The sequence below is a fragment of the Pseudidiomarina aestuarii genome (assembly GCF_048263735.1).
In the GTDB taxonomy this organism is placed as follows: Bacteria; Pseudomonadota; Gammaproteobacteria; order Enterobacterales; family Alteromonadaceae; genus Pseudidiomarina; species Pseudidiomarina aestuarii_B.
The window spans coordinates 267,457-291,011 of sequence record NZ_JBLXDX010000002.1 but is presented as its reverse complement, the minus strand read 5'-3'; the positions used below and the strand labels follow the sequence as shown (position 1 = coordinate 291,011).

The 23,555-nt window shown below is 49.7% G+C and carries 17 protein-coding genes; 6 read left to right on the top strand and 11 right to left on the bottom strand.

Going from position 1 to position 23,555, the window contains the following annotated elements; translation table 11 throughout:
- Positions 1–100 precede the first annotated feature (100 nt).
- Positions 101–2,782: an aconitate hydratase AcnA gene (gene acnA / locus ACN0S4_RS06045; RefSeq protein ID WP_417656813.1), complete on the top strand. Its 2,682-nt coding sequence runs from the start codon at positions 101–103 to the stop codon at positions 2,780–2,782.
- Between the two features lie 84 nt (positions 2,783–2,866).
- Here acnA and ACN0S4_RS06040 read toward each other — a convergent pair whose 3' ends face one another.
- From ACN0S4_RS06040 to ACN0S4_RS06030, 3 genes are all read right to left on the bottom strand, one after another.
- Entirely contained in the window at positions 2,867–6,112 is a 3,246-nt protein-coding gene (locus tag ACN0S4_RS06040) for a S41 family peptidase (protein ID WP_417656812.1), read from the bottom strand.
- A 68-nt stretch (positions 6,113–6,180) separates the two neighbouring features.
- Positions 6,181–6,891: an SDR family NAD(P)-dependent oxidoreductase gene (locus ACN0S4_RS06035; protein WP_417656811.1), complete on the bottom strand. Its 711-nt coding sequence runs from the start codon at positions 6,889–6,891 to the stop codon at positions 6,181–6,183.
- Complete coding sequence (locus tag ACN0S4_RS06030) at positions 6,888–7,298, bottom strand: 2-amino-4-hydroxy-6-hydroxymethyldihydropteridine diphosphokinase (RefSeq protein ID WP_417656810.1); 411 nt, start codon at positions 7,296–7,298, stop codon at positions 6,888–6,890. Before ACN0S4_RS06030 ends, ACN0S4_RS06035 begins: the two co-directional genes overlap by 4 nt.
- Before the next feature lie 176 nt (positions 7,299–7,474).
- On the opposite strand from ACN0S4_RS06030, the gene ACN0S4_RS06025 reads away from it, so the two are divergent.
- From ACN0S4_RS06025 to asnB, 4 genes are all read left to right on the top strand, one after another.
- Complete coding sequence (locus tag ACN0S4_RS06025) at positions 7,475–7,972, top strand: hypothetical protein (protein ID WP_417656809.1); 498 nt, start codon at positions 7,475–7,477, stop codon at positions 7,970–7,972.
- Entirely contained in the window at positions 7,965–9,398 is a 1,434-nt protein-coding gene (locus ACN0S4_RS06020; protein ID WP_417656808.1) for a sodium:solute symporter family protein, read from the top strand. Before ACN0S4_RS06025 ends, ACN0S4_RS06020 begins: the two co-directional genes overlap by 8 nt.
- Before the next feature lie 122 nt (positions 9,399–9,520).
- Entirely contained in the window at positions 9,521–10,585 is a 1,065-nt protein-coding gene (locus tag ACN0S4_RS06015) for an aspartate/ornithine carbamoyltransferase family protein (RefSeq protein WP_417656807.1), read from the top strand.
- A gap of 19 nt (positions 10,586–10,604) precedes the next feature.
- Complete coding sequence (asnB, locus tag ACN0S4_RS06010) at positions 10,605–12,620, top strand: asparagine synthase (glutamine-hydrolyzing) (RefSeq protein WP_417656806.1); 2,016 nt, start codon at positions 10,605–10,607, stop codon at positions 12,618–12,620.
- Positions 12,621–12,638: 18 nt separating this feature from the next.
- Here the strand turns inward: asnB and ACN0S4_RS06005 are convergent, their stop codons facing one another.
- Positions 12,639–13,991, bottom strand: a complete 1,353-nt coding sequence (locus tag ACN0S4_RS06005) for an alkaline phosphatase (protein WP_417656805.1) — start codon at positions 13,989–13,991, stop codon at positions 12,639–12,641.
- A 200-nt stretch (positions 13,992–14,191) separates the two neighbouring features.
- Between ACN0S4_RS06005 and ACN0S4_RS06000 the strand changes: the two genes are divergently transcribed.
- Complete coding sequence (locus tag ACN0S4_RS06000) at positions 14,192–14,647, top strand: Hsp20 family protein (protein ID WP_417656804.1); 456 nt, start codon at positions 14,192–14,194, stop codon at positions 14,645–14,647.
- 44 nt (positions 14,648–14,691) lie between these two features.
- Here ACN0S4_RS06000 and ACN0S4_RS05995 read toward each other — a convergent pair whose 3' ends face one another.
- From ACN0S4_RS05995 to mfd, 7 genes are all read right to left on the bottom strand, one after another.
- Complete coding sequence (locus ACN0S4_RS05995; protein ID WP_417656803.1) at positions 14,692–15,555, bottom strand: PDZ domain-containing protein; 864 nt, start codon at positions 15,553–15,555, stop codon at positions 14,692–14,694.
- The gene (locus ACN0S4_RS05990) at positions 15,552–15,935 is read right to left on the bottom strand and encodes a hypothetical protein (protein WP_417656802.1); all 384 of its coding nucleotides are present in this window, start codon (positions 15,933–15,935) and stop codon (positions 15,552–15,554) included. Before ACN0S4_RS05990 ends, ACN0S4_RS05995 begins: the two co-directional genes overlap by 4 nt.
- Positions 15,932–16,474 carry an RNA polymerase sigma factor gene (locus ACN0S4_RS05985; protein WP_417656801.1) on the bottom strand — a complete coding sequence of 181 codons (543 nt, stop codon included), beginning with the start codon at positions 16,472–16,474 and terminating at the stop codon, positions 15,932–15,934. The genes ACN0S4_RS05990 and ACN0S4_RS05985 overlap by 4 nt, the downstream gene beginning before the upstream one ends.
- Positions 16,475–16,543: 69 nt before the next feature.
- Positions 16,544–18,364, bottom strand: coding sequence for an ExeM/NucH family extracellular endonuclease (locus ACN0S4_RS05980; protein WP_417656800.1), 1,821 nt, complete (start codon positions 18,362–18,364; stop codon positions 16,544–16,546).
- Entirely contained in the window at positions 18,342–18,827 is a 486-nt protein-coding gene (locus ACN0S4_RS05975) for a MarR family winged helix-turn-helix transcriptional regulator (protein ID WP_417656799.1), read from the bottom strand. The genes ACN0S4_RS05980 and ACN0S4_RS05975 overlap by 23 nt, the downstream gene beginning before the upstream one ends.
- A 17-nt stretch (positions 18,828–18,844) precedes the next feature.
- A complete protein-coding gene (locus tag ACN0S4_RS05970) occupies positions 18,845–20,011 on the bottom strand; it encodes a CsiV family protein (RefSeq protein ID WP_417656798.1) in 1,167 nt (388 codons plus the stop codon).
- Between the two features lie 2 nt (positions 20,012–20,013).
- The gene (mfd, locus tag ACN0S4_RS05965; protein ID WP_417656797.1) at positions 20,014–23,484 is read right to left on the bottom strand and encodes a transcription-repair coupling factor; all 3,471 of its coding nucleotides are present in this window, start codon (positions 23,482–23,484) and stop codon (positions 20,014–20,016) included.
- Positions 23,485–23,555 lie beyond the last annotated feature (71 nt).

The following is a 23,555-nucleotide window of genomic DNA, read 5'->3' as shown; positions in this document are numbered from 1 at the left end:
GATACCACTACCATAGTGATTATAAGTAAGAAATATAGCCTAGTTGGCTCTGAGCAGCTAAGCTTATGGAATGATATTGTGCGTGGAAAAGGAGAGAGCTATGTCGAGCCACGACAGCCTGAAGACCTTGAGTACCCTAGAAGTAAACGGTAAAACGTACCACTATTTCAGCCTACCTAAGGCAACCGAGGCACTGAGTGCTATCGGTGATGCGGCGACACTGCCTGTGTCGATGAAAGTCTTGTTAGAGAACTTATTGCGCAATGAAGACAATGACACGGTCACGAAAACCGACATTGAAGCTGTTGCGCATTGGTTAGCCGATAAGCGGTCTGACCGCGAAATTCAATATCGTCCTGCGCGTGTGTTAATGCAGGATTTCACCGGTGTTCCAGCGGTCGTTGACTTAGCAGCGATGCGCGATGCCGTAGCCAAAGCTGGACAAGATCCAAATCAAATCAACCCGCTATCGGCGGTAGACTTAGTTATTGACCACTCGGTGATGGTGGACAAGTTTGCGACCCCAGAAGCGTTTAAACAGAACGTGAAAATTGAAATGGAGCGTAATTTTGAGCGCTATCAATTCTTGCGTTGGGGCCAAAGTGCCTTTGAAAACTTCCGTGTGGTTCCGCCTGGTACCGGTATTTGTCACCAAGTGAACTTGGAATATTTAGCGAAAGTAGCTTGGACGAAAGAGCAAGACGGCAAGACTTATGTGCTGCCAGATACCTTGGTCGGTACTGACTCGCATACGACCATGATCAATGGCTTAGGTGTATTAGGCTGGGGTGTGGGCGGTATCGAGGCTGAAGCTGCCATGCTGGGGCAACCGATCTCGATGCTGATTCCTGAAGTGGTCGGCTTCCGCATGACCGGTAAATTACCAGAAGGCGTGACTGCTACAGATTTAGTCCTTACGGTAACGCAGATGCTACGGAAGCATGGCGTAGTCGGTAAATTCGTTGAATTCTATGGTCCGGGTCTGGATAACTTACCTCTTGCAGACCGTGCGACTATCGCAAATATGGCGCCAGAGTACGGTGCGACTTGTGGTTTCTTCCCAGTTGATGGCGAAACACTGCGTTATTTGGAGCTTTCAGGTCGCGATCAAGAAACAATTGATTTAGTCGAGGCGTACAGCAAAGCACAAGGAATGTGGCGTGAAACCGGTGTAGAGCCAGTGTTTACCGATTCAATGGAACTAGACTTAAGTTCTGTTGGCGCGTCACTAGCGGGACCGAAACGTCCGCAAGACCGTGTCGCGATGCCACAGTTAGGCGCAAATTTTGACTTGTTACTCGAAAGCTCAGGTCAAGCGGGCGAGAAAGATAAAGAAATTCCAGTAGAAGGTACGGATTACGCGCTGTCACACGGTGATGTAGTGATTGCCGCCATTACCTCTTGTACCAATACCTCAAATCCGAGCGTGTTGATGGCTGCTGGTTTAGTGGCTAAGAAAGCCATTGAGAAAGGTTTAGACCGGAAGCCGTGGGTGAAAACATCGTTAGCACCAGGTTCAAAAGTGGTGACTGATTATCTCGCTAAGGCAGGCTTCACGAAGTATCTGGATGAGTTGGGTTTCAACTTGGTCGGTTATGGGTGTACGACTTGTATCGGTAACTCAGGTCCATTGCCACCGGAAATTGGCAAGGCGATTAATCAGGGTAACTTGACGGTGTCATCGGTACTGTCAGGCAACAGAAACTTTGAAGGACGAGTGCACTCTGACGTCAAAGCGAATTGGCTCGCGTCACCGCCACTGGTTGTTGCCTATGCTCTCGCCGGAACTACGCGTATCGACTTGAGTAGCGATCCGCTTGGGAACGATAAAGACGGTAATCCAGTCTACTTGAAGGATATCTGGCCAAGCAGCGCGGAGATTGCCGAAGCTGTGGCGTTTGTGGACGGCGATATGTTCCGCCGTGAATATGCGGAAGTATTCAAAGGTGATGATGAATGGCGCGCTATTCCAATTGGTGAAGGGAATACCTACACCTGGAGTGATGATTCGACCTATGTGAAGAATCCACCTTATTTCGATGGTATTGATAAGCCGTTGGAGCCTATTAGTAACATTGATGAGGCGCGCGTGTTGGCAGTGTTTGCCGATTCCATTACGACGGACCACATATCGCCAGCGGGTTCTATCAAGGATTCGTCGCCGGCGGGTAAATATCTGCAAGAAAACGGCGTCGATGTCGCTGATTTCAACTCTTATGGTTCGCGCCGCGGTAATCACGAAGTCATGATGCGCGGTACATTCGCCAACATTCGTATCAAAAACCAAATGTTGGACGATGTTGAGGGTGGTTATACCGTTCATGTGCCATCAGGCGAGCAGATGTCAATTTATGATGCAGCCATGAAGTATCAGCAAGAAGGCACGCCACTGGTGGTATTAGCCGGTAAAGAGTACGGTACTGGTTCGAGCCGTGACTGGGCTGCCAAAGGCACCACCTTACTTGGTGTGAAAGCTGTTATTGCTGAGAGTTTTGAGCGTATTCACCGTTCCAACTTGGTGGGAATGGGCGTGTTACCGTTGCAGTTTGTTGACGGGCAGGGCGTTCAAGCACACGGATTAACTGGTAAGGAAGAAATTTCCATTGCGGGCATCAATGAAGACTTGAAGCCAGGGCAGATGCTTACGGTAACAGCGAAGAAAGAAGATGGCTCGACTGTTGAGTTCGAAGTGAAGTGTCGTATCGATACTGGCAACGAGCTCGCTTACTACAAAAATGGTGGCATTCTTCATTACGTATTACGGCAAATGCTGGCTGCGTAGAGCACTTGTAGTTGGTGATAAGAAAAACCCCGTGGTTTGTGCCACGGGGTTTTTTATTACAGCATTTTCTTACAGCAGAGGACGTTAGAGGCCGAGTTTGGTTGGCATTGCTGGCGCTTCGCTATGATCAGCGGGCGGATTCGCTTGCAACTCTTTGAGAGTTTCAGCTACAGCGCGTTCTAACTGTGGGTCACGACCTTGATTGACCAGTGTTGGATCAAGGATGACTTCGATATCTGGCGCAACGCCTTCATTCTCAACGCGCCATTCGCCATCAGGCGTATAGAAGCGGAAGAATGGAACCACATGGCCACCACCATCAATCAAAGATGGATTGGTAGAGATACCGATTAAACCACCCCAAGTACGCGTACCAATGAGCTTACCTAAGCCCAACCGCTTGAAGGACCATGGCAGGAAGTCGCCGCCAGAGCCAGCGTCTTGGTCAATCAGCATGGTTTTCGGGCCATAGATACCGCCACCAGGCGTACTGAACGTCAAACCATCACGGTCTTTCCAACCGGATAAGAATGGGCGCGCCAATATTTCGGTGATGTAGTTTGCTGCTTGTCCGCCACCATTTTTACGCTCATCGATAATGAGAGCCGGTTTGTCGACTTGCGCAAAGAACATCCGGTTAAAGAAGTAAAACCCGCCATCAGCAGTATTGGGGAGGTAGATGTAACCGACTTGCCCATTCGATTCCTCATCCACGTACTGACGATTCTGCTCAACCCAATGCCATAGTCGCAAGGTGGACTCGGATTGTGTTGGTTTCACGAGAACCTCTCGCGAGTTTGAGCCAGAGGCATCGCTCGCAACGGTCAGGGTCACTTGCTGGCCAGCAGTTTGTTCCAAATGCTGGAAGATATTGGTCTGGCTGCCGATAGCTTGGCCATTAATAGCAAGAATGAACTCACCCGCTTCCACGGTAGCGCCAGGCTGCGCTAATGGCGCATCCAAATACGGGCTCCAGCGGTCGCCTTGATAGACACGTGTGACCTGATAGTGACCATCGGTGATCGCAAAATCAGCACCAAGTAAACCGGTGTTGGTCGATTCACCGCGATAGACATCACCACCACCGACGCGGTTGTGACCGACTTGCAGTTCTGCGATGAGCTGAACGAGCACATCGTTCAAATCTTCACGGCGCTGCACATGCGCTAACATGGGTTGGTACTTGTCGTACATAGCATCCCAGTCAATACCGTGCATGTTCGGGTCGTAGAAGTATTCCTTCTGCATCCGCCAAGTGTCATCGAAAATTTGCTGCCACTCTGCCGCTGGATCAATGAAACTGCGGACATCACTGAGTTTGACTGGTTTCGCATCGGGTTTAGCCGCTGCGTCACCGAGCTTGAGTTGATTCGGACGTGTGATCAGCAACAGTTTGCTGCGATCGGGGCTCAACTCGAAAGTAGAAATTCCGGACTCAACGGTTTCCAGCTTCTGCTCTTCAAAGTTGAAACGATGCAAGGTTGCGTCGCCTGGACCACCAGAGCCTGGGGGCTCATTGCTAGCGCCTGCTTGCGGTGATTCGAGAATGAAGAGTCCACCGTCTTTTCCAACGCCAAGTTTGCCGTAATTCTTTTCAGCAATTGGCAAGCCAACAATACGATTTTGAATCGAGTCAAAATCAATGGTTACTGATTTATCCGCATCTTCTTCAGTTGCCGGTTTATCGTCAGCCGATGCTGCAGGCTCATCGCCAGTTTTCGGAAATAACGGTGATTGACCGTCATTACTGAGCACCGCTGCATAGATGCCGAGTCGAACCGGACGTTCCTGCGTGGACAGGTCGAGGCCAACTTGGCTTGGACCGGTATTAACCGAAGCTGCAAAATATAAGTAGTCGTCTGTAAAGACCGGGTTTTGTGCGTGGCTCATACCGTCTGTGAGACGATGTTGGTCACCCGTAGTGAAATCATGAATGGTAATTTGGCTGAAGTAGTTTGCTTCAGACGTGGTGAATGCTAAGTAGCGGCCATCGCTGGTAAAGCTGACTTGGAAATCGGCTCGACGTGGCGTGGTTGCAATGCGTTGCATCGATTCAGAGGCTACATCAAAGCTATACAGGTTCAGATGATTGTCTTGATAGACGATGCGATCACCAGTTGGAGACCACGCTAAAAGATTAAAATAGCCCGTTTCACCCAATAAGAATTTCTTCGGTTCACCTGAACCATCTTGAGCAGCAATCACTAAACTATGTCGATTGCCTTGGTCAGAAATATAAGCCACTTGCGTGCCATCAGCACTCCACAGCGCGTCAAACTCACGAACACCAGAGGTTGCTGTGAGATTACGAGTACTGCCATCTTTGGCTGGAACGGTAAAAATATCACCTCGTGCCGTGACTAAAATTCGCTGTCCGGTTGTTGAAAGCTGCGCAGAGGTTAGTTGCCGTGACGCATCTTTCCATTGTGGACGGCGTTGTTCGGATTGCGCATTCAATTGCACCGTCAGGACATCCCGAGCACCTGAATCAACATTCATCAGGTACAAATAGCCACCCGCTTCATAAATGACGTGGTTGCCATGGCCACTGGCACTTTGAATATCCCAGTCACTATGCTGGGTGAGTTGTTCCACGTCACCGTCTTCATAGCGGAATAGGTTCATGGCGACATTGTCGCGATCGGACAGGAAATAAACGGAGTCGCCGAGCCAAAATGGATTGTGCTCGTTGGCATTGGGATGTGGCACTCGCTCAAGTTTATTATCTGCGACATCCATAATCCAAATGGGTGGCGTACTGCCACCCCGATGCAAACGCCAACCGCTCGCGCCTGAATAAGCCATATTGTTAGGTCGATACGCGAGTCGCTCGCCATCATCAGACCATTGTCCTTCATAAGCTACCGCGGTCATCACTTTCGTCGGGTAACCGCCGTCGACCGCAATCTCAAATAGTTGATTGGAGCGTGAATTGAGTATTTCACGATTGGAAGCGAATAGGACTTTATCGCCATTTGGGCTCCAACCATTCACCACGTCACCGCTCGGATGATAGGTCAAGCGCGTTGGTTGCCCGCCGGTAATTGGCATCACATATACATCTGCGTTGCTATCGTAATTACCCGTGAAGGCAATCCACTTACCATCGGGCGAGAATTTAGGATTCGATTCCGGCGCCGGTGAGGTGGTCAATGGGCGTGGATTGGAGCCATCTCGATCGGCCAACCAAATATCACCACCGTAAACAAAGGTGATATGGCTAGCGGATAGGTCTGGCTGACGAAGTAATCGCGCTGATTCATCAGCTATAACAGGGGCTGTGACGAGTCCGAGGAGAATCCCCGTTAACGTCAAGGCTTGAACTTTCATGGCGAATTCCTTGCTGTGATAAAACGAATTTAACGCTTAAGTTTTAGCACATTAAGTCAGGAATGCCTTTAAATATTTAGTGCTCTACCACCATCCACTTTAATAGATTCCCCAGTAATAAAGGGGTTGTCGCGCAGAAATCTGACGGTATCAATCATGGGTTGCAAGCCACCCTCAACTTTCAACGGAGTCTGTGCGAGGACTGTTTGCCGATGTTCAGAGTCGTGCTCGGGTAAAAATAAAATCGGGCCAGGTTGAATAGCGTTAACACGAATTTCAGGTGCCAATGCTTTAGCAAAACCTTGGGTGAGATTCGCGAGGCCAGCTTTCGCCGCACAGTAGGCTAAGTACTCAGTGGACGGACTGTCGACATAGATATCGGTAATATTTAGAACTAGTGCTTCTCCAGACTCTTTGAGCTCATGCTGCAAACCCGAAATCAGTAAATAGGGCGCCATGGTGTGCACGCGAAATACTGCATCTAGATTGGCCAGACTGTCATCGACCGCTTCATTGTTAAAGAAGCAGGACGCATTGTTCACTAACAGATCGATCTTCAGCGTGTGCTGCTGCACCGTTTGAATCAATGCTTGAACTTGGTCTAAATCAGCGAGGTCGGCTTGCACGCCAATCGCACCTTTTGATTCCAGCTCTTCAACGCCTGCTTTGGACGTATTGTAGTGAGCAAAAACGAGATAGTCTTCGGCGAGGAGGGCTTGCGCTAACTCGAAACCAAAGCGGCGGCCAGCGCCAGTGATAAGTGCGACACGCTGCGTCATAAAGTAACTTGCTCCTGCTCGGTTAATCGGTGTGCGATAGGCCGTAATGATGGGATGGCGCTCGCTAGATAATCAGGAACGGATTCCCATACATCCTCATCAATAGCTCCCAGAATATCGATATCCATCGGTCGATCTTTCTTGCTGCATTCGGGATCATCGCGATCACGACCTAACTCGGTCTCGATTTTGTTGAATGCCATCTTCAACACTTCCGCATCAAGCTGGGTCGCTATCACGAAGAGTGAATTTAAAAAATCATGTTCGGTGTCGATATCGACAGGTTTGGTGTAGACCGCACGCGAGTAATGAACCTCGCCCAATGGGGTCAGTTTTGACCGTGCTTTGGCGAAGTTTTCTTCTGGAGCTAAATTTGCTCCCATACTGCAAAGATATACGTACATCATCTCGCTACTACCGCTGTGTGAGTCTGAAAAAAGGATACCTGAACCTATTACGAACTACCACGCCAGAACGATCTTTCACAAACGCTATGACTGCACCGTTTTGCTAAAACAGTTCGAGTTGAAAAGAGTTGCTGGGGTTGGTAGGCTTGAAAGTCACGTTCAATTTGGAAGGATTCGTGCCGAAGGTCACTCGGTTAGTGCGTCGATATTGTGGTCTGATGACCGCATTAGTAGCAGTGATTTTCACTGCAACTCAGGCTGCTGCTCAAGATTATCAACTGAGTGGGCCTGACGGATCTGTGCGCGCTGGATACTTCGTAGTCGAAGCGTCCTTACGAGAATCAGCAGAAGAGCCCGTATCACTTTCTGAACTTCAACTTCAGCAAGCGACCTCTACCGATTTTAACAACCCGAAGCGTTATCGCTTTTTCGGCGATTTTTCGGAGCTCACCGCTACGGGTGTGCCATCGGGTCACTATTTCTTGCGCCTAGTGGATGAGCAGGGGCAGTCGCACAGCAATGTGATTGAAGTCACTGTCGACCATTATCCACTGTGGCAGGCTTTGTCGTTGTTCGGTATTGGCTTGCTGCTGTTCGTGACTCTCGTCGCGACACAATTCTATTTCTTCAAACGTACAACAACGCAAGCGAGCCAAGGGGTGAAGCATGAGTGATTCTGGCTTTGCGCTGAGCACCGAGCTAGGCCTCTGGCTGGTGGTACTGTTTGGCGGCGCTTGGATAGCCTTTGGTTGGTACTTAGGGCGCGCAAATAAAAGTCATGAGGACTTTGCCCTAGCTGGGCGAAATGTCGGCATGGCACTCGCTGCGGCAACCGCTATGGCTACTTGGGTGACCAGCAATACCACCTTGGTTGCACCGCAACTCACCTATCAATTCGGCATTTGGGGCATGGTGGGATATTCATTCGCCGCGCTAGGCCTCATTCTATTTGCGCCGCTGGCGGCACGTATTAAGCAATTGATGCCGAACGGCTACACTTCGGGTGACTTTATTCGACTCCGATATGGTCGCGCTGCTTGGTGGGCCTTTATTGTTATCTCCGTAGTTTATGCGTTTGGTTGGTTAGTGTCGTTGGGTATGGCTGGTGGCATACTCTTGCAAGCCTTGAGCGGCTTGGATTATCACATCGGCATGTCAGCTATTTTGCTGATCTGTGTTGGCTACACACTCTTTGGCGGCTTGCGAGCGGTCATCGCGACTGATTTCATTCAAGCAGTGATTATCATTATTGGTGTCGTGCTCATCGCTTGGTTTTTGATTGATACCGTCAGCTTGGATTCGATTCATAGTGAGCTCAGCGGTGAACATCCGCAGTTACTCGATCTACTGTTCCCAGCGGCCATCATGTTTTTGTTTAATAATATCTTTTTTGGCTTGGGCGAAATTTTCCATTCGAATGTATGGTGGTCACGTGCACTCGCTTTTCGTGGCAAAGTCGCCATGAAGGCATTTCTATTGGGTGGCTTGTTGTGGCTACCGATCCCGATTGTCACGGGGTTTATTGCTCTTGCAGCACCGCAGTTGGGAATCTTCCCGCCAAGCGCTGATATGGTTGGACCTATGGTTGCGGCCGAAGTACTGGGTAAAGTAGGGGCCGTGGTGGTATTTGTGGTGGTGTTTTCCGCATTGGCATCAAGCTTAGATTCGCTGTTGGCTGCGACTGCCGATTTGGTCACTCGTGACTTCTACCACAAGAAATTCAATCCAGAGGCGGGTGATCGGCAACTAATGCGTGTCAATCGCTACAGTATTATCGGTTTGGGCGTGCTGACTTGGCTATTTTGTTTGCCACAAATCGCAACATTGGGCGCATTACTGAATTTCGCCGGTGCCTTTGTCGCTAGTACTATTTTCCCCGTTGTTCTCGGTTTGTATAGCCGTCGAATAACGGGAAGCTATGCCGCAGTTGCCATGACACTGGGTACAGTACTCGGATTAATCAGCTACTTTATGATTGGGTTCTATGTTGCAGCTCTGGTGTCCTGTGCAGTTTCTGCCAGTATTTGCGCGATAAGCCTGTGGCGCAGCAAAGCAGCATTTGAGTGGGATCAGCTTGCGGAACGCGAGGAGTCACTATGATGAGTCTAACGGGTTTTAGTGTATTAGTTTACGTATGTCTCGCATTGACTGCCTGTGCGCCGATTATTTTACTGGGGCTATGGCTCAAGGATTTCATTTCTAAACAATTATGGTAATCAATTATGAACGTGAATGACGTTTCGTTTGAGCGAGAGCGTCCGGATGTCTATGGTGATGCACATCCGAAAGCCCTGCTACGAGCTATCCAGGAGGATGGTGATTACTTGGTGCAATTGGCCAATCAACACATTGTTTCTGGTGATCAATTTAATCAAGAAACCATGAAACAACTGTTTCGTTTGGCTGCAAAAATAGAAAGTAATCCTAAGCGGTTTAGCTCGCCGTTGCAGAACAAAATTCTGATTAGTGCATTCTACGAGCCGAGTACACGCACGCGGTTGTCATTTGAGAGTGCTTGGCATCGTCTGGGTGGCGACATTATGTCTATTACTGACCGCTCTACCACCGGGATTGCGAAAGGTGAATGCTTAGCCGATGTCGCGGAAATGTTTAATAACTATGGCGACTGTGTGGTGTTGCGGGATACGCAAGAAAGCTCGCTGTTTGAAATGATGGACGCGTTGCGGATCCCAATTATTAATGCAGGCAATGGTGTGGACGAGCATCCGACGCAAGCGCTATCCGACATGTATGCCATTTTTAAATGGCGACCAGAACTAATTGATCCAGCCAATAACACTTCAATCAAACTGGGTATTATCGGTGTTCCGAACAAAATGCGCACCGTACGCAGTTTTCTGAAGTGTTTGTCGGTATTCCCGCATGCGGTGAGCGAAGTCGTGGTGATTCACGATAGCGCGAGCGAGTCCGAGCTATTCGGGCAAGGGCAACGCGAGGAATTAGAAAGTCGCGGCTTAAAAGTCACGACATCCAACGACTTGGATGCCTGTCTACCGTCGCTAGACGTGGTGTATATCAATGCGATTTCATGGGAAGGCGATACCTTTAATACTTACGGCAGCAAGTTTCATTTGAATGCGCAGTCGCCTCTCAAAGACAACGCAATTATTCTTCACCCTTTGGCACGTGGCGAAGAATTAGCAACCGATTTAGATCATACCGCACACAATTGGTATTTCAGCCAAGCGCGCGGTGCCGTATTCCTCAGAATGGCGTTACTCACTTGTATGGTCGAACGCGCAGAGCGTGTTATTGACGTCGTTTAAGCAGTAAGGAGTCAAATTTATGTGTGGAATTGCAGGAGTTTTTCAGCAGCAACCCAATGCTGCGATTGAAGCGCAAACGCTCGTCAATATGGCCGCTATTATGCATCACCGCGGGCCCGATGGTTTTGGTTATGACCGTATGGAGGAGTGTGGTGTTGGATTTAGCCATGCGCGGCTATCGATTATTGACTTAGATGAAGATCGGGCTCGGCAGCCATTTCGGTCGACCAACGATCGATTACTGTTGGCGCATAATGGTGAATTCTACGATTTTAAACGAATTCGTGCTGACCTGACGGCTCAGGGCGCACGGTTTCGGACGAAGAGCGACTCTGAGATTGTGTTGCACTTGTTTGAGCGCGTGGGATTGGAAGCAACACTGAAAGAACTGCGTGGTGAGTTTGCTTTTGCACTCTTTGATCGCGACGAAGATGCGCTGTATCTGGTGCGGGATCGTTTCGGCATCAAACCGTTGTATTACACCGAAACCGACAACGGTTTAGTATTTGGTTCGGAATTGAAGGTCCTGTTCGCGCATCCCGATGTCAAACGTGAGTTTTCTACCGAAGGTCTTCTGCACCAGCTTATTCAAGTGATGGTGCCGGGTTCGACTGCGTTCGAGGGCATTCACCAAGTTGCGCCAGGTCATGTGGTAAAAGTGACTCGGAAGTCGGGCAAACTAGCGATTGAAACGAGCAAATATTGGGATGTGAAATTTCCTCTAGCGCACGAATACCCGGGCGATGAAGTGGACGAAGCGCCTTATATTGAAGGGGTGCGTAAGCATCTATTGGAAGCCGTCCAACACCGCTTAACAGCCGATGTTCCAGTTGGGTGCTACCTCTCTGGCGGTATTGACTCCTGTGCGATTCTGGGGCTATCTGCAGCGTCTACACAGACTTCCGTGAAGGCCTTTACCATTGGCTTTGACTCCAGTGACTATGATGAGACACCTATTGCGCAGGAAATGGCAGAGGCCACCGGTGCTGATCATCACATCATGCGACTCAAAGCTGATGATCTGTATGACCATTTTGTGAAGACGATTTGGCATACTGAACGCACTATCTACAACACCCTTGGCGTCGCAAAATATTTAATGAGCCAACAGGTTCATGATGTGAATTATAAGGTGGTGTTGACTGGGGAAGGCTCAGACGAATTATTTGCGGGTTATCCGGCATTCCGCAAGGACATGTTCTTACACGGCTTAGATCATCTACCCGATAGCGAACGTAAAGCCTGGCAAGAGCTGTTGGAGAAAAATAATAAGCTCTTTAAGGGCGCTATGTTGGCGCGTGAAGAATTTGTCAGTCCAGCGTTTAACGCCAAGATGGGATTCACCCCAAGTTGTGTCCAGCCATGGTTATCTTGCGCTGATGTCGCACTCCCATTGATTGCGGCTGAGCGGCGTGCTGATGTCGAAGATTACGACCCAGGCTCGGCTATTGCAGCAACACTCGATGAAGAAATGCTGAAGGGCAGACACCCGCTCGATCGCGCGCAGTATGTGTGGATAAAAACCATGTTGGAAGGGCAAATTCTGACTTGGGGTGGAGACCGTGTCGATATGGCGAACTCCATGGAAGCTCGGCCGGCGTTTTTGGACCACCATTTGGCTGAGTATGCTTTCACCGTACCGCCACATTTGCGGATCAAGGGTAATAAAGAGAAATATGTGCTGCGTGAGGCGATGAAAGGGTTGCTTCCAGAAACGCTGTATAAGCGCGAGAAGTTTGCATTTATGGCACCGCCGGCGCATACGGATCCGAAGAAATGGCAAGCCGTGCTAAAATTAGCGGAGCAGTTTTTGTCTGAAGAGGCGGTTACTCAAGCCGGTTTGTTGGACTATGAGATGGTTCAAGCCACTTTTGCCAAGCATGAAGATGAAACCGTGCCCATTGATGAGAAAGTACAACTGGATGCAGTGATTAATCACATGCTAGGGGTACAGATTCTGCACCATCACTTTGTGCAGACTGATGTGCCTGCGTTGGCCGCAACGCGAGCGAAAGAATTAGGCTGGCACGCATAGTGCCAGCCCGTTTGGGTTCTACTTCACGATATTGAGGAGGACCTTGGCAATATCGGTGTGGTCTTGATAGCCGCGCAGTTGCTCGGCGTACGGACCTTCGGCGAGAACCGGCACATCAACAGCGGTGTGACCGGTCGTGGTCCAGCCGGTGCGAGAATGCTTGCTAATCAGCGGCACCAACACAGCGCCTAAAGCATACTGCTTGTCACGAGCACGCTCTGATTCAGGCAATTCCGCCTCGATCAATTGTCGCCAGTCGTCATCGCTAAAGTCGAGATTCAACCGCGGTTGCAAGTACTCGCGCCATTGCTCGCGCGGCATTCCGAGTAATTGTTCAGTCAGAAACGCGAGCGAGTTTTGAATACCCATCACGCGCTCCGAGTACCAAGCGTATTCGCCGCCTTGGCCCAATGTTAAACCGCCAGTCGAATGATCCGCTGTGATAACCAATAGGGTGTTTGGATGCTCTGCTTGAAAGGCTTTAACAACCTCAATGGCAGCGGCAAAATCAGCCATTTCATGCACCGCACAAGCGATATCATTCGCGTGGCCACACCAGTCAATTTGACTTCCCTCGATCATCAAGGCGAAAGGTTGTCCCTCCGTCTGTTGATCTGTCAGGAGTCGCAGGGCGTGTTCGGTCATCGTTGCTAAACGTGGCTCATCGTCAATTGCATGCGGTAAGCCAATTGGCGCGAATAGGCCCATGGCCGGTAGCTGCTGAAGTTCAGGGAGTTCCGCAAACTCAGTTACTATGGTCATGCCTTGCGCTTCGAGTTCTGGTAACCAGTTTTTGTCGTCACGATTAAAGTGCGCATAACCGCCACCCAACATGACATCAAAGCTCCATTGTCCATCAGCAATGGGAGTTGCCATGGAATCGGCAATTTGATGATACATATTACGTGAAGGGTGGTGGGTGAAGAATGAAGCAGGAGTGGCGTGCGTCACTTGTGATGTAGATACGGCACCGGTTAGCCAACCATTTTGACGCGCCAATTCCATTAACGTTTGCTGTGGATGTTGCTCAGTATCAACCCCAATGGCACCGTTATAACTCTTGATTCCGGTCGCTAACGCGGTTGCACTGGAGGCTGAATCAGTCACCCACGTGTCATCATCTGGATAGGTGGTTGCTGCACCAACCAACAAATCATCAAAAGGTGTTGATGCGAGGGCATCAGCACCCAGTTCGCTCATGGCGTAGCGGTAGGCGGAGATATACTCAAAGCCCATGCCATCGCCAATCATGAAAATGATATTCGGTGGTGTTATTTCGGCAGTCGATTCTGAGGTTGAATCGGTGGTGGCGCAACTGGCAGTGCTGAGTGCAGCTGTGATTGCTAAGGCCAGTAGAGATCTGGATTTCATGACTAATTCCCCGTCAACATAAGTGCGAATATCCTAGCACAGCTGCGTGACAATGCAGTGACAATATGGACTTTGCACACGCATAAAAATTTCGAATCAAGACACTTGAAATGTGAATCAAGCAGCCACAAATAATGAGTACCAAGATGTCTCCAAGAGAGTCTTGGCCACTTAAATTATTGCTTCTTAGGAGAATGATGATGGCAACAATTGATTTATCCCCGTTATACCGTAGTTCGATTGGTTTTGACCGTATGGCTCGTTTGCTTGATGCCGCAATGCGTGCAGATGGAAATGGTGCCGGTGGTTATCCTCCCTACAACATCGAAGTGATTGATGAGAACCGCTATGCAATTACTCTCGCGGTTGCTGGTTTTGAGGAAGATGAACTGAGTATCGAAGTCGAGAACGGTATACTCAAAGTGCAAGGCAAAAGAGCTGAAGATCAAGAAGAGCGTCACTATTTACACAAAGGTGTGGCGTTTCGCAGCTTTGAGCGGAAATTCAATTTAGCTGATCATGTTGAAGTGATTGGCGCCGAAATGAAAAATGGCTTATTAACCATTGGGCTCGAGAAAATCGTGCCAGAGGCAATGAAGCCAAAACAAATCAAAATCGGCAAATCACTCAATCTTCTTGAGAAAAAGTCGAGTTAACTCGTACTGAAATGAAAACAGCCAGCTTGAAGCTGGCTGTTTTTTTAGTCGTTCGGGTCACAACTGTGTTCGGTGACTTTCCATACAATGGGTTCCCAATAACCGGCATTCACTCGGTCGTAACGTTTGTCCGCAATAAAATGAGCGGCCAAATGATACTTCTTGTTGGGTTCAACAACTAAGCGAAGCAATTTCTCAGTCCGTAAACTAGGTGAGCGAGTCGCTCGTGGGTCGCCGATTTTTTCATGGAGACCAATAATGTGCTCACCAACTCCCAACTTAATCACTGGATTCTTGATGCGTGTATCTTCGCCATTGATCGTGTTGATAAACGCGGGGTAATAGTCTCGTGTCACTGGTGGCTGCAGAAATATACTTACGCGTCCACAGGCGCTCGCATTTTGAATTGCATGGGCCGTTTCTTCAAAGGTTGAATCAACTTCAAGACGCCAACCAGGTACCACAGTGGCACGGACGATACTCTCGAGCGTCATACTTTTGTCATCACGCTCGATGGTAATGTTAAATGTGCGACCGTGCTCCAGATCATCAAATTTTTGCAGAATGGATTGTAATGACTCTCGCTCAACCGATGTGCCATTGATATGCGTGAGGTGGTCACCCGCTTCAACGCCCATATCAGCTGCGACGGTCCCCGGACGAACGCTGAGGATTTCACCATCGGGACGTACGATAGCACCCCATTCAAAATAGCTGCGAGCTGGCTCTTCGAGAACGACAGTGTCGTTTTTACCGCCAGACTTGGCGGCTTCCACGGCAGCTGAGCGAGCCATTTCACGAGCTCGGTCTTCTTGCGGCTCTGCCGCTTGAGCTGCAGTAAACAGGAGCGTATTGCTAAAGGTCAGGGCGGCTACTATGCCGAGAGTAAGACGAGAAAATGGCTTCATAAAATTTGCTCCTTCGCTTGCAAATAGTCGCGTTCTTGCCAAAGTTGTTCAATGTGCTGAGGTTCTGCACCCTTTAAATAAGCTTGTTGTATGCGCTGGTCGAGTGCATCCAACGCATAATTATCTGCTAACAGCATGGGTGGTAAGGGCTCCAATGCAGGCGCTGTAGGCGTCATAGGTGCCAGTACGAACCAAGCGACCGCAGCAGCTGTTGCGACAGGTGCAAACCATAACCAACGACGTTGCTTTGCCAAAGTTGACTGTGGCTGCACATCTTGCCACCGCAGAGTGAGCTCCGATTGTTCTTGGTCCACCCAGGCTTCAAGGCGTGCTTTCAACGCTTGTTCTGCTGGACTCTTTGGCGTTGATGGTAAGGTCATGATTGACTCCTATCTTTCAATTTCTGTAGCGCTCGATGATATCGTTGTCGAACCGCTGTCGCTGAAATGGCAAACTGCTCTGCTAATTCTTGATGCGTGTAATCTTCAACCACAAACAACCAGACTATGAGACGTTCTTCATCATTCAATACGCTAAATAATGCTTCAATATCATCAACTCGACTGAGCCAATCCGCTTGGCTATGCCAGTCATCCGACTCACTCTCAGCTTCGTCTTCGATACTGTGATTTTGATTTGTGGGTCGCCGAAAATAGGCAAACGCAGTATTCAGCGTCAATTGTTTTAACCAACCGCCAAACGCTGAGGTTTCTCGCAATTGGTTCAATTTTGCAAATGCCTGAACAAAGACATCTTGGGCCAGGTCACGAGCTAATTCAGGCTCTCTACAAAGACCACGCAATAAGGTTAAGACGGGACGTTGAAACACTTCGAAGATAACACGTTGGGCATCACGTCGACCTTCTTGCGCCGCGCGAATTGTGTCTGGGCTGATTTCACTACCAAATCCTGTGCTCAACGCCTTCGTCCTCTTCCTTGTTCTTAGCAACAAGATGCCTGAAACGAAGACGTTGTGACAAGACTTTTACTAAAACTGAATGTCGGCGTACACCGGGTCATGATCAGATGATCGGAATGGTGATTCACTTGCCCATTCTGGATTATCGATCGCTTGATTGTACTGCAATGCTGTCGGTTCGTCGGCATTGATGGACCAATGATGCTGACGCACAACACGATTGTGTAAACTTGTCGACACTAATAAGTGATCAAGACTGCCGGCTTGCCCGCCAAACACATAGGAATAACCATTTGGCTCAAAGACATCGACCCGATTGTGATAGCCGCGTTGCAAGAGCAATTGCATCGGGTCTTCCTGAGCATAGGCGTTGAAATCACCAAGGAGCACACGGGCCTCTATTCGAGCTGTGCGTGGGTCATTCTCCAAGAAGTCGGCTAGCAGTTGTGCCGATTGCACTCGCACACCGTTCCAACAGGCTTGTCCGTCCGAATTATTCTGATTCATCGGGTCTGGCGTACGTGGGCAGCCACCTTTAGATTTGAAATGATTCACTGCGACCAGGAACGACTCTTGATTATGCGTTGGCGTGAACTGCTGAATCAGTGGATATCGACTCCGAGCACCGAATGGATATTCAGTAACTGTCAACAAATCACCTTCGGGAGTGACTTTATCAGCGCGATAAAGAAGACCATTGGTGATTTGATCGGTACCAAATGGACCCGATTCAGTCGTCCGAATGAACTCCCAGGGTTGGCCGGTCTCTGCTCGTAATGCTGCCGTTAACTGAACAATTGCGCTGGCTTCGCCATATCCATCGTTCTCAATTTCCATAAGTCCGACAATGTGCGCATTCATTGCCCCAATGGCGTGCACGATTTTCTTCTCTTGCAAGGCAAAAGCTGCCAGATTTTTTGCGCCTCGCTCGGTTGGGAACGATTTCTCGCTACCTTCACCATTGAAGTAATTCAACACGTTAAATGCGCTGATACGGATGGTTTGTGTTGCAGGCTCCGGCGGAGCAGCAGGGCGTTGTGCAAGTTCCGCAACGACCACGGGTTGTGTTGGCTGAATTCGATAATCAGAGTTGAATTCGCTAAACACGCCGGTTACGGGTTCGATGGTCGTTCCGGCTCGCAAGCTGTTGGTTGCCGTGAGAGCAGGTGCTGGATAAGGAACTAATTCTGGATTCGGTGCTTGATTATCTTCAATCGTGATCAGACTTCGGCGATTGTAATCGGCGACTTGTTGCGCTTCTGCACCCGGCTGAACCCGCTGCGTTGGTGTGAATAAACGTTCCGGCGCCGCTTGGAACTGACCATGGCGCGCCAAGTTATAGTTGCCATTTACCACCAACGAAGATGTGGTCGTTACCAACATGCCTTCATACTGCTCAAATTGAGTCAGACTCTCTACTGGTAGGGAGAGCTCAGCGGCTTGGGGTTGTTCAGCAGTACCACAGGCCGTCACTTGAGTGACTTGCTGCAGTTGCGTAAGTTGTTCATCTTCTGTCACGGTGCCGGTTACGCTAACAACTTCACCGGGTTGCACGAGTGTATTTGAAGGGATGGCCGCATAAGCAACAAATAATCCTTCAGCGGTTGTTGGGTCGTTATCTGCATCTTCAGCTAGGCTCTGCATAAAAAAGCCGCCAAGCTCCGCTTCACCTTGAAAGTTCGCGGTGACCACGCCCCGGACCGTGAGCACTTGGTCGAGATACGGTGACTGCGCTTGATTGCCTTGTATTGCATGAATCGGCATTGTCGATTCGGCGCAGATAGGCGGTGCTGCTGAAAAACTGCAGGCACTCAGAAGACCAATGGCAGCGGAACTGGCTAGTAGCCAGCGTAATTTCAAGTGAGTACTAGTCTGATTGTGTTTCAACATAACTTCCTACATCAAGAACTTCAGCTGCATCCAGCCGTTCGGCGTTCATCATGGCAGCAATGCGTTGCATCGCCGCCAGTAATTGTGATTGTTCCCAATCTTCTAAATCTTGGAAACGTTCAATAAAATCTTCCTGTAAAGGGCGTGGTGCGGCGTGCATGCGCTCGGCACCTGCCGCAGTCAACCATAGTACGACGCGACGTCGGTCTTGCGTACTTCGCTCGCGGCGAATCAACTGTTTGTGCTCCAGGCGATCAATCACGTTGCTCACGGTTGCTGGGCTTAACGTAATATTTTGTGCGACGGCACTGGCGGTAATACCCTCTGGCGCAGCAGCAACTTCACGCAATATAAGCAACTGCGGAGCTGTGAGCCCTGCGAGCTTATTGAGTTGCTTCGAATAGAGGTCAGTGGCGCGGATAACTTTCCGTAATGCCAGCAATAATTCTTCGTGCTTCTCCATCTTTCTGCCTGTTTTGATTAACGCCGCGCTGACAAATCAGTGCGGCGAATCTGCACGACGATTCCGAATTTCGGATGGTCGAAATAATGCGTCTCATGACTAATGACTCGGCGTAATTGCTGCAAATCATAACGCCGTAAAAAAGGTTGCGTCTGCTCTTGTCCATCAATAGCGAGTTGCGCTTGGTCGGCTAAGTTGCCAGCACTGAACCGCACGGTCTCTGGTTGTCGGAGCTGTAAGTCACTTTCAATATGCAGATAGTTTGCCACCAAATAGATGTGAAGTAAGCCTTCGAGTTCCCACAAGGGTTGCTTCTCAATGACATCGGGACGATTCGCGGGCGGTGGTGGCGGCGTTTTTTGCTCACGCAAGGTTAGTTGTAAGTCACCCTGATCAGCCATTTGGAGCAGTTCTTCGAGTTGTGAGAACAGCTCCTCTTGCGGAGCTACGCTCGAAAGTGCAGGTTGCTCAAGAGCAGACCATTCTGCAGACTGTGATTCGGCGTCAGATTGGGGCAATAAATAGCCGTCCTCAGCAAAGCGATTGCCGAAGTTCGCGCCCCCAAACACACGGAATGTATAGCTATCAGAACGGTTGAATACCGGCTGCCGGACTACTTGGTGTAATAGAGGTTTGCCGACATTTCGGCGCACTAAGTTTTCACGCAGCTCAATCAGTTCCATGTCCGTTGAGGGCAGTAAAAATGGCCGTGGAGACCTCTCCATTTCACCACCAAAGCCATCAACCACGTTGACCGGCGCAGCATCAAATCGGTTGAGGCGGGCGAGCGCCATTGTCAGCGTTTTGTTGTAGCTTAAATCGAGTTCATTAGGCTGGTGGCATAACCAAATGGCTTCGCCTTTTATCAGCGCATTATCGTAGTCGCACGGATCTGTCTCGTACAGGAAGCTACCAAAGTTTGGTGCATAGTAAGAGGTCAATAAATCATTGCGCGCATTTTGGACAGGACGCGGCGGTAGCCACGGGAATTGCTCGGTGACGTCACTACTCGAATGTTTAAATATCAGCACCTCGACATCAAACCAGCGCCATTGCGATGGGTCGACGGGTTGGGTGGTGACATTGGTCTGAGCTAGCGCGGGACCTGCCGTAACAAGAAACGACAAACTCGCAAGGCTAGTGACAGTCAATCGCCAAAACTGTTGCAGATAAGATTGACGCATGCTTATGAGTTTCCTGAAAATGCTTCTAATAAAGACTCTACCAGTTTCAACCGTGCTTGAGTATCTTCGATTTTTTCAAGAATACGTAAACGGTTTGCACCTTCGAGTCGATAATACTGCGGATGTTCCTGAATCAGCTGAATCAGAAGTTCAACAGAAACCTTGGTGTCTGCACCAAATTCAAAGGTGATACCTTGCGGGCCACCATCAATTTTGCGGATCCCCAATTGGCCAGCACGATTGCGTAGCTCAGTGACTCGCACCAGATTTTTCACAGAGTCCGGTAGCAAACCAAAGCGATCGATCATCTCGACTTGCAGTTCTCGTAATGCTTGTGAGTTGTCTGCGCTGGCAATGCGCTTGTAGAGACTCAGACGCGTATTCACATCGGCGATATAGGTGTCTGGCAGTAATGCAGGCACGCGCAAATCGACATCGCTTTGTTGACGCAATAGCGTATCTAATGCGGGTTCTTTGCCATCGCGCAGGGCTTGTACAGCTTGCTCCAGCATTTCCATATACAAGGTGAATCCAATGCTTTCAATTTGGCCACTTTGATCATCCCCGAGGAGTTCACCTGCACCACGAATCTCTAAATCATGCGTCGCCAACATAAAGCCCGCACCCAAGTCTTCGAGTTGTGATATCGCCTCCAGGCGTTTCAGTGCATCCTTAGTCATCCGCTTGGGATGTGGCGTCAATAAATAGGCATAGGCTTGATGATGAGAGCGACCCACACGACCGCGTAATTGGTGCATCTGCGCTAAACCAAGGTGATCGGCGCGGTCCATGATAATGGTATTGGCGGTTGGCACATCAATGCCCGTCTCAATAATGGTCGTACACACCAGCACGTTGAAGCGTTGATGATAAAAATCGGACATGATGCGCTCGAGGTCTCGTTCGCGCATTTGCCCATGAGCTATGGTCACCCGAGCCTCTGGAATGAGCGCTTCTAGATCACGTGCGGTTTTCTCGATGGTTTCGACATTGTTGTGGAGAAAATACACTTGGCCACCACGTAATATTTCGCGCAAAACCGCTTCACGAATGGTTGGCTCATCATACTCACGCACAAAAGTTTTCACCGCTAGTCGTTTAGCTGGAGGCGTCGCGATAATCGATAAATCTCGAACGCCATTCATCGCCATATTTAAGGTGCGTGGAATTGGCGTCGCGGTGAGGGTCAGAATATCGACGTCAGCACGGAGCCGCTTGATAGCCTCTTTTTGACGAACGCCAAAGCGATGTTCCTCATCAACAATCAGCAAACCGAGGTCGTGAAAATGAATATCGTTCTGCAATAACTTGTGGGTACCAATCACGATATCCACCTTGCCATCCTTTAAATCTGCAAGAACTTGGGTGGTTTGCTTTCCACTACGAAAGCGTGACAGGACTTCCACGCGGAATGGCCAATCGGCAAAACGGTCTTTGAAATTCTCATAATGCTGTTGTGCTAACAGGGTAGTCGGGACCAACACGGCGATTTGCTTGCCATCATTCGCAGCAACAAATGCAGCACGCATGGCGACTTCGGTTTTACCGAAACCAACATCACCACAAACCAGACGGTCCATGGCGCGATCGGATTCCATGTCGGCTAAAACTTGCGCAATCGCATCCAATTGATCGTCGGTTTCTATAAACGGGAAACTACCGGCAAAGCGTTTGTATTCCGCTTCGTTCAATTGGAATGCATAACCGGGTTTGGCTTCGCGGCGTGCGTAGACATCGAGGAGTTCGGCCGCAACATCACGGATTTTCTCTGCCGCTTTACGCTTGGCGCGTTCCCATTGGTCGTTGCCTAACTTGTGGAGTGGCGCGCTACTTTCTTCGCCACCGCTATAGCGACTGAGCAGATGGAGCGCTGCGACGGGCACGTAGAGCTTGCTACTACCCGCATATTCAATGGTAACAAATTCGGTGGTGACACCACCGGTTTCTAGAGTTTGCAGTCCTTGGTAGCGCCCGACACCATGATCGATATGAACTACCGGTTGGCCGATCCGTAGTTCCGCCAAATTACGCACCATGTGTTCAGTGCTGACGGTGGCTTTCTGGTCGCGGCGACGACGCTGTACGATACGGTTACCGAGTAACTCGGTTTCGGTAATGACGATCAGACGTTCTGTGGGTAAAGCAAATGAGTGTACGACGGGTCCAATAGACATAGCCGCGAAGGTGTCAGCTTGGCTAAACTCCGCAAACGAATCCACTTCTTCCAGTCCAAGTTGCAACGGAGCGAGCAGTTCACGTAAGGATTCACGCCGACCTGCTGACTCCACGATAAAGATCACGCGATACTTGTCTTGGCGCCACTGCTGCAGCTTGTCTGCAAGCTTTTGCAGTGGTTGCTTGTGCTGCGGCTCTACGGCAATGTCACTGACTGCTTCTAAACCGAATTTACGTGGTCCCGGCTGAGGTTTATCCGCTGGTACATGAGCACGAATACGCGGGCGTCGTTTCCACTCACTGTGCAACTGATCGACGGTGAGAAATACATCATGCGGCGGCAGGAGGGGGCGTAGCGGGTCGTAGCGGCGCGATTCATAGCGACTCGAAATATCGTGCCACAAATGCTCTAAGCTACCTTGCAAGTCACCGAATGTGACAATCATGGCTTGGTCGGGGAGAAAGTCGAACAAACTGGCTGTGTGCTCGAAAAATAGTGGCAAATAATACTCAACCCCGCCTGGGAACTGACCTTGCGACACTTGATAATAGACCGAGTCGCGCTCGTTGGAAGCGCCAAAACGCTCGCGATAGCGCGCCCGGAACCCTTCAATAGCTGTTGCCGTTGTCGGAAACTCGTGTGCAGGCAACAAGTTAATGGTGTCGACTTGCTCGGTCGATAATTGCGTATCCGGATCAAATCCACGGATGGTGTCGATTTCGTCATCGAAAAAGTCGATCCGAAATGGCTGTGTGCTCCCCATCGGGAATAAATCGAGGATGGAACCCCGCACACTGAATTCACCATGCTCCATGACCTGCGCAACATAACGATAACCGGCGCGCTCGAGGCTGAGTCGCATGCCATGCACATCAACCTGTTGGCCGACTTGCATTTGCAGAGCTTGGCCTGCAACGTAATCGGTTGGTGAAATGCGATGGAGTAGCGTGTTCAGCGAAACAATGAGTGCACCGCGTTGCATTCCCGGCAGGTTTGCCAGCACGCTCAAGCGTTCGGAAATAATGTCTTGATGAGGCGAGAAACTGTCGTAGGGGAGGGTTTCCCAATCAGGAAACAACCATACTTGGTCTGCCCACTGTGGCGCAAAGTAACGAATTTCTTGTTCCAGCCGATGCGCTTGTGGAGCATCGGGCGTCACGATCAGAATAGGTGCCGAATGCGTCTCAATAAGTTGAGCTAATGCCAATGCAGCACTGCTCCCTGCGAGCTCTTGCCAAGTCATGTCTTTACTGGCATCAGTCGGCATCGGTGGCATCAAAATGGAAGTACGAGTCATGGCCCCGGTTACATCTCTAGTCGGTCATTGGTTGGAAAGGGCTAAGTATACCTGAACTTGGCGCTTGGATC

Excerpts from the sequence above, each read along its gene's own strand:
- ACN0S4_RS06040 (WP_417656812.1), bottom strand. The coding sequence starts at position 6,112 with ATGAAAGTTCAAGCCTTGACGTTAACGGGGATTCTCCTCGGACTCGTC.
- ACN0S4_RS05975 (WP_417656799.1), bottom strand. The coding sequence starts at position 18,827 with ATGGAGAAGCACGAAGAATTATTGCTGGCATTACGGAAAGTTATCCGC.
- ACN0S4_RS06005 (WP_417656805.1), bottom strand. The coding sequence starts at position 13,991 with ATGAAATCCAGATCTCTACTGGCCTTAGCAATCACAGCTGCACTCAGC.
- ACN0S4_RS06000 (WP_417656804.1), top strand. The coding sequence starts at position 14,192 with ATGGCAACAATTGATTTATCCCCGTTATACCGTAGTTCGATTGGTTTT.
- asnB (WP_417656806.1), top strand. The coding sequence starts at position 10,605 with ATGTGTGGAATTGCAGGAGTTTTTCAGCAGCAACCCAATGCTGCGATT.
- ACN0S4_RS05995 (WP_417656803.1), bottom strand. The coding sequence starts at position 15,555 with ATGAAGCCATTTTCTCGTCTTACTCTCGGCATAGTAGCCGCCCTGACC.
- ACN0S4_RS06035 (WP_417656811.1), bottom strand. The coding sequence starts at position 6,891 with ATGACGCAGCGTGTCGCACTTATCACTGGCGCTGGCCGCCGCTTTGGT.
- ACN0S4_RS06020 (WP_417656808.1), top strand. The coding sequence starts at position 7,965 with ATGAGTGATTCTGGCTTTGCGCTGAGCACCGAGCTAGGCCTCTGGCTG.
- ACN0S4_RS05990 (WP_417656802.1), bottom strand. The coding sequence starts at position 15,935 with ATGACCTTACCATCAACGCCAAAGAGTCCAGCAGAACAAGCGTTGAAA.
- ACN0S4_RS05980 (WP_417656800.1), bottom strand. The coding sequence starts at position 18,364 with ATGTTGAAACACAATCAGACTAGTACTCACTTGAAATTACGCTGGCTA.
- ACN0S4_RS05970 (WP_417656798.1), bottom strand. The coding sequence starts at position 20,011 with ATGCGTCAATCTTATCTGCAACAGTTTTGGCGATTGACTGTCACTAGC.
- ACN0S4_RS06030 (WP_417656810.1), bottom strand. The coding sequence starts at position 7,298 with ATGATGTACGTATATCTTTGCAGTATGGGAGCAAATTTAGCTCCAGAA.
- ACN0S4_RS06015 (WP_417656807.1), top strand. The coding sequence starts at position 9,521 with ATGAACGTGAATGACGTTTCGTTTGAGCGAGAGCGTCCGGATGTCTAT.
- acnA (WP_417656813.1), top strand. The coding sequence starts at position 101 with ATGTCGAGCCACGACAGCCTGAAGACCTTGAGTACCCTAGAAGTAAAC.
- mfd (WP_417656797.1), bottom strand. The coding sequence starts at position 23,484 with ATGACTCGTACTTCCATTTTGATGCCACCGATGCCGACTGATGCCAGT.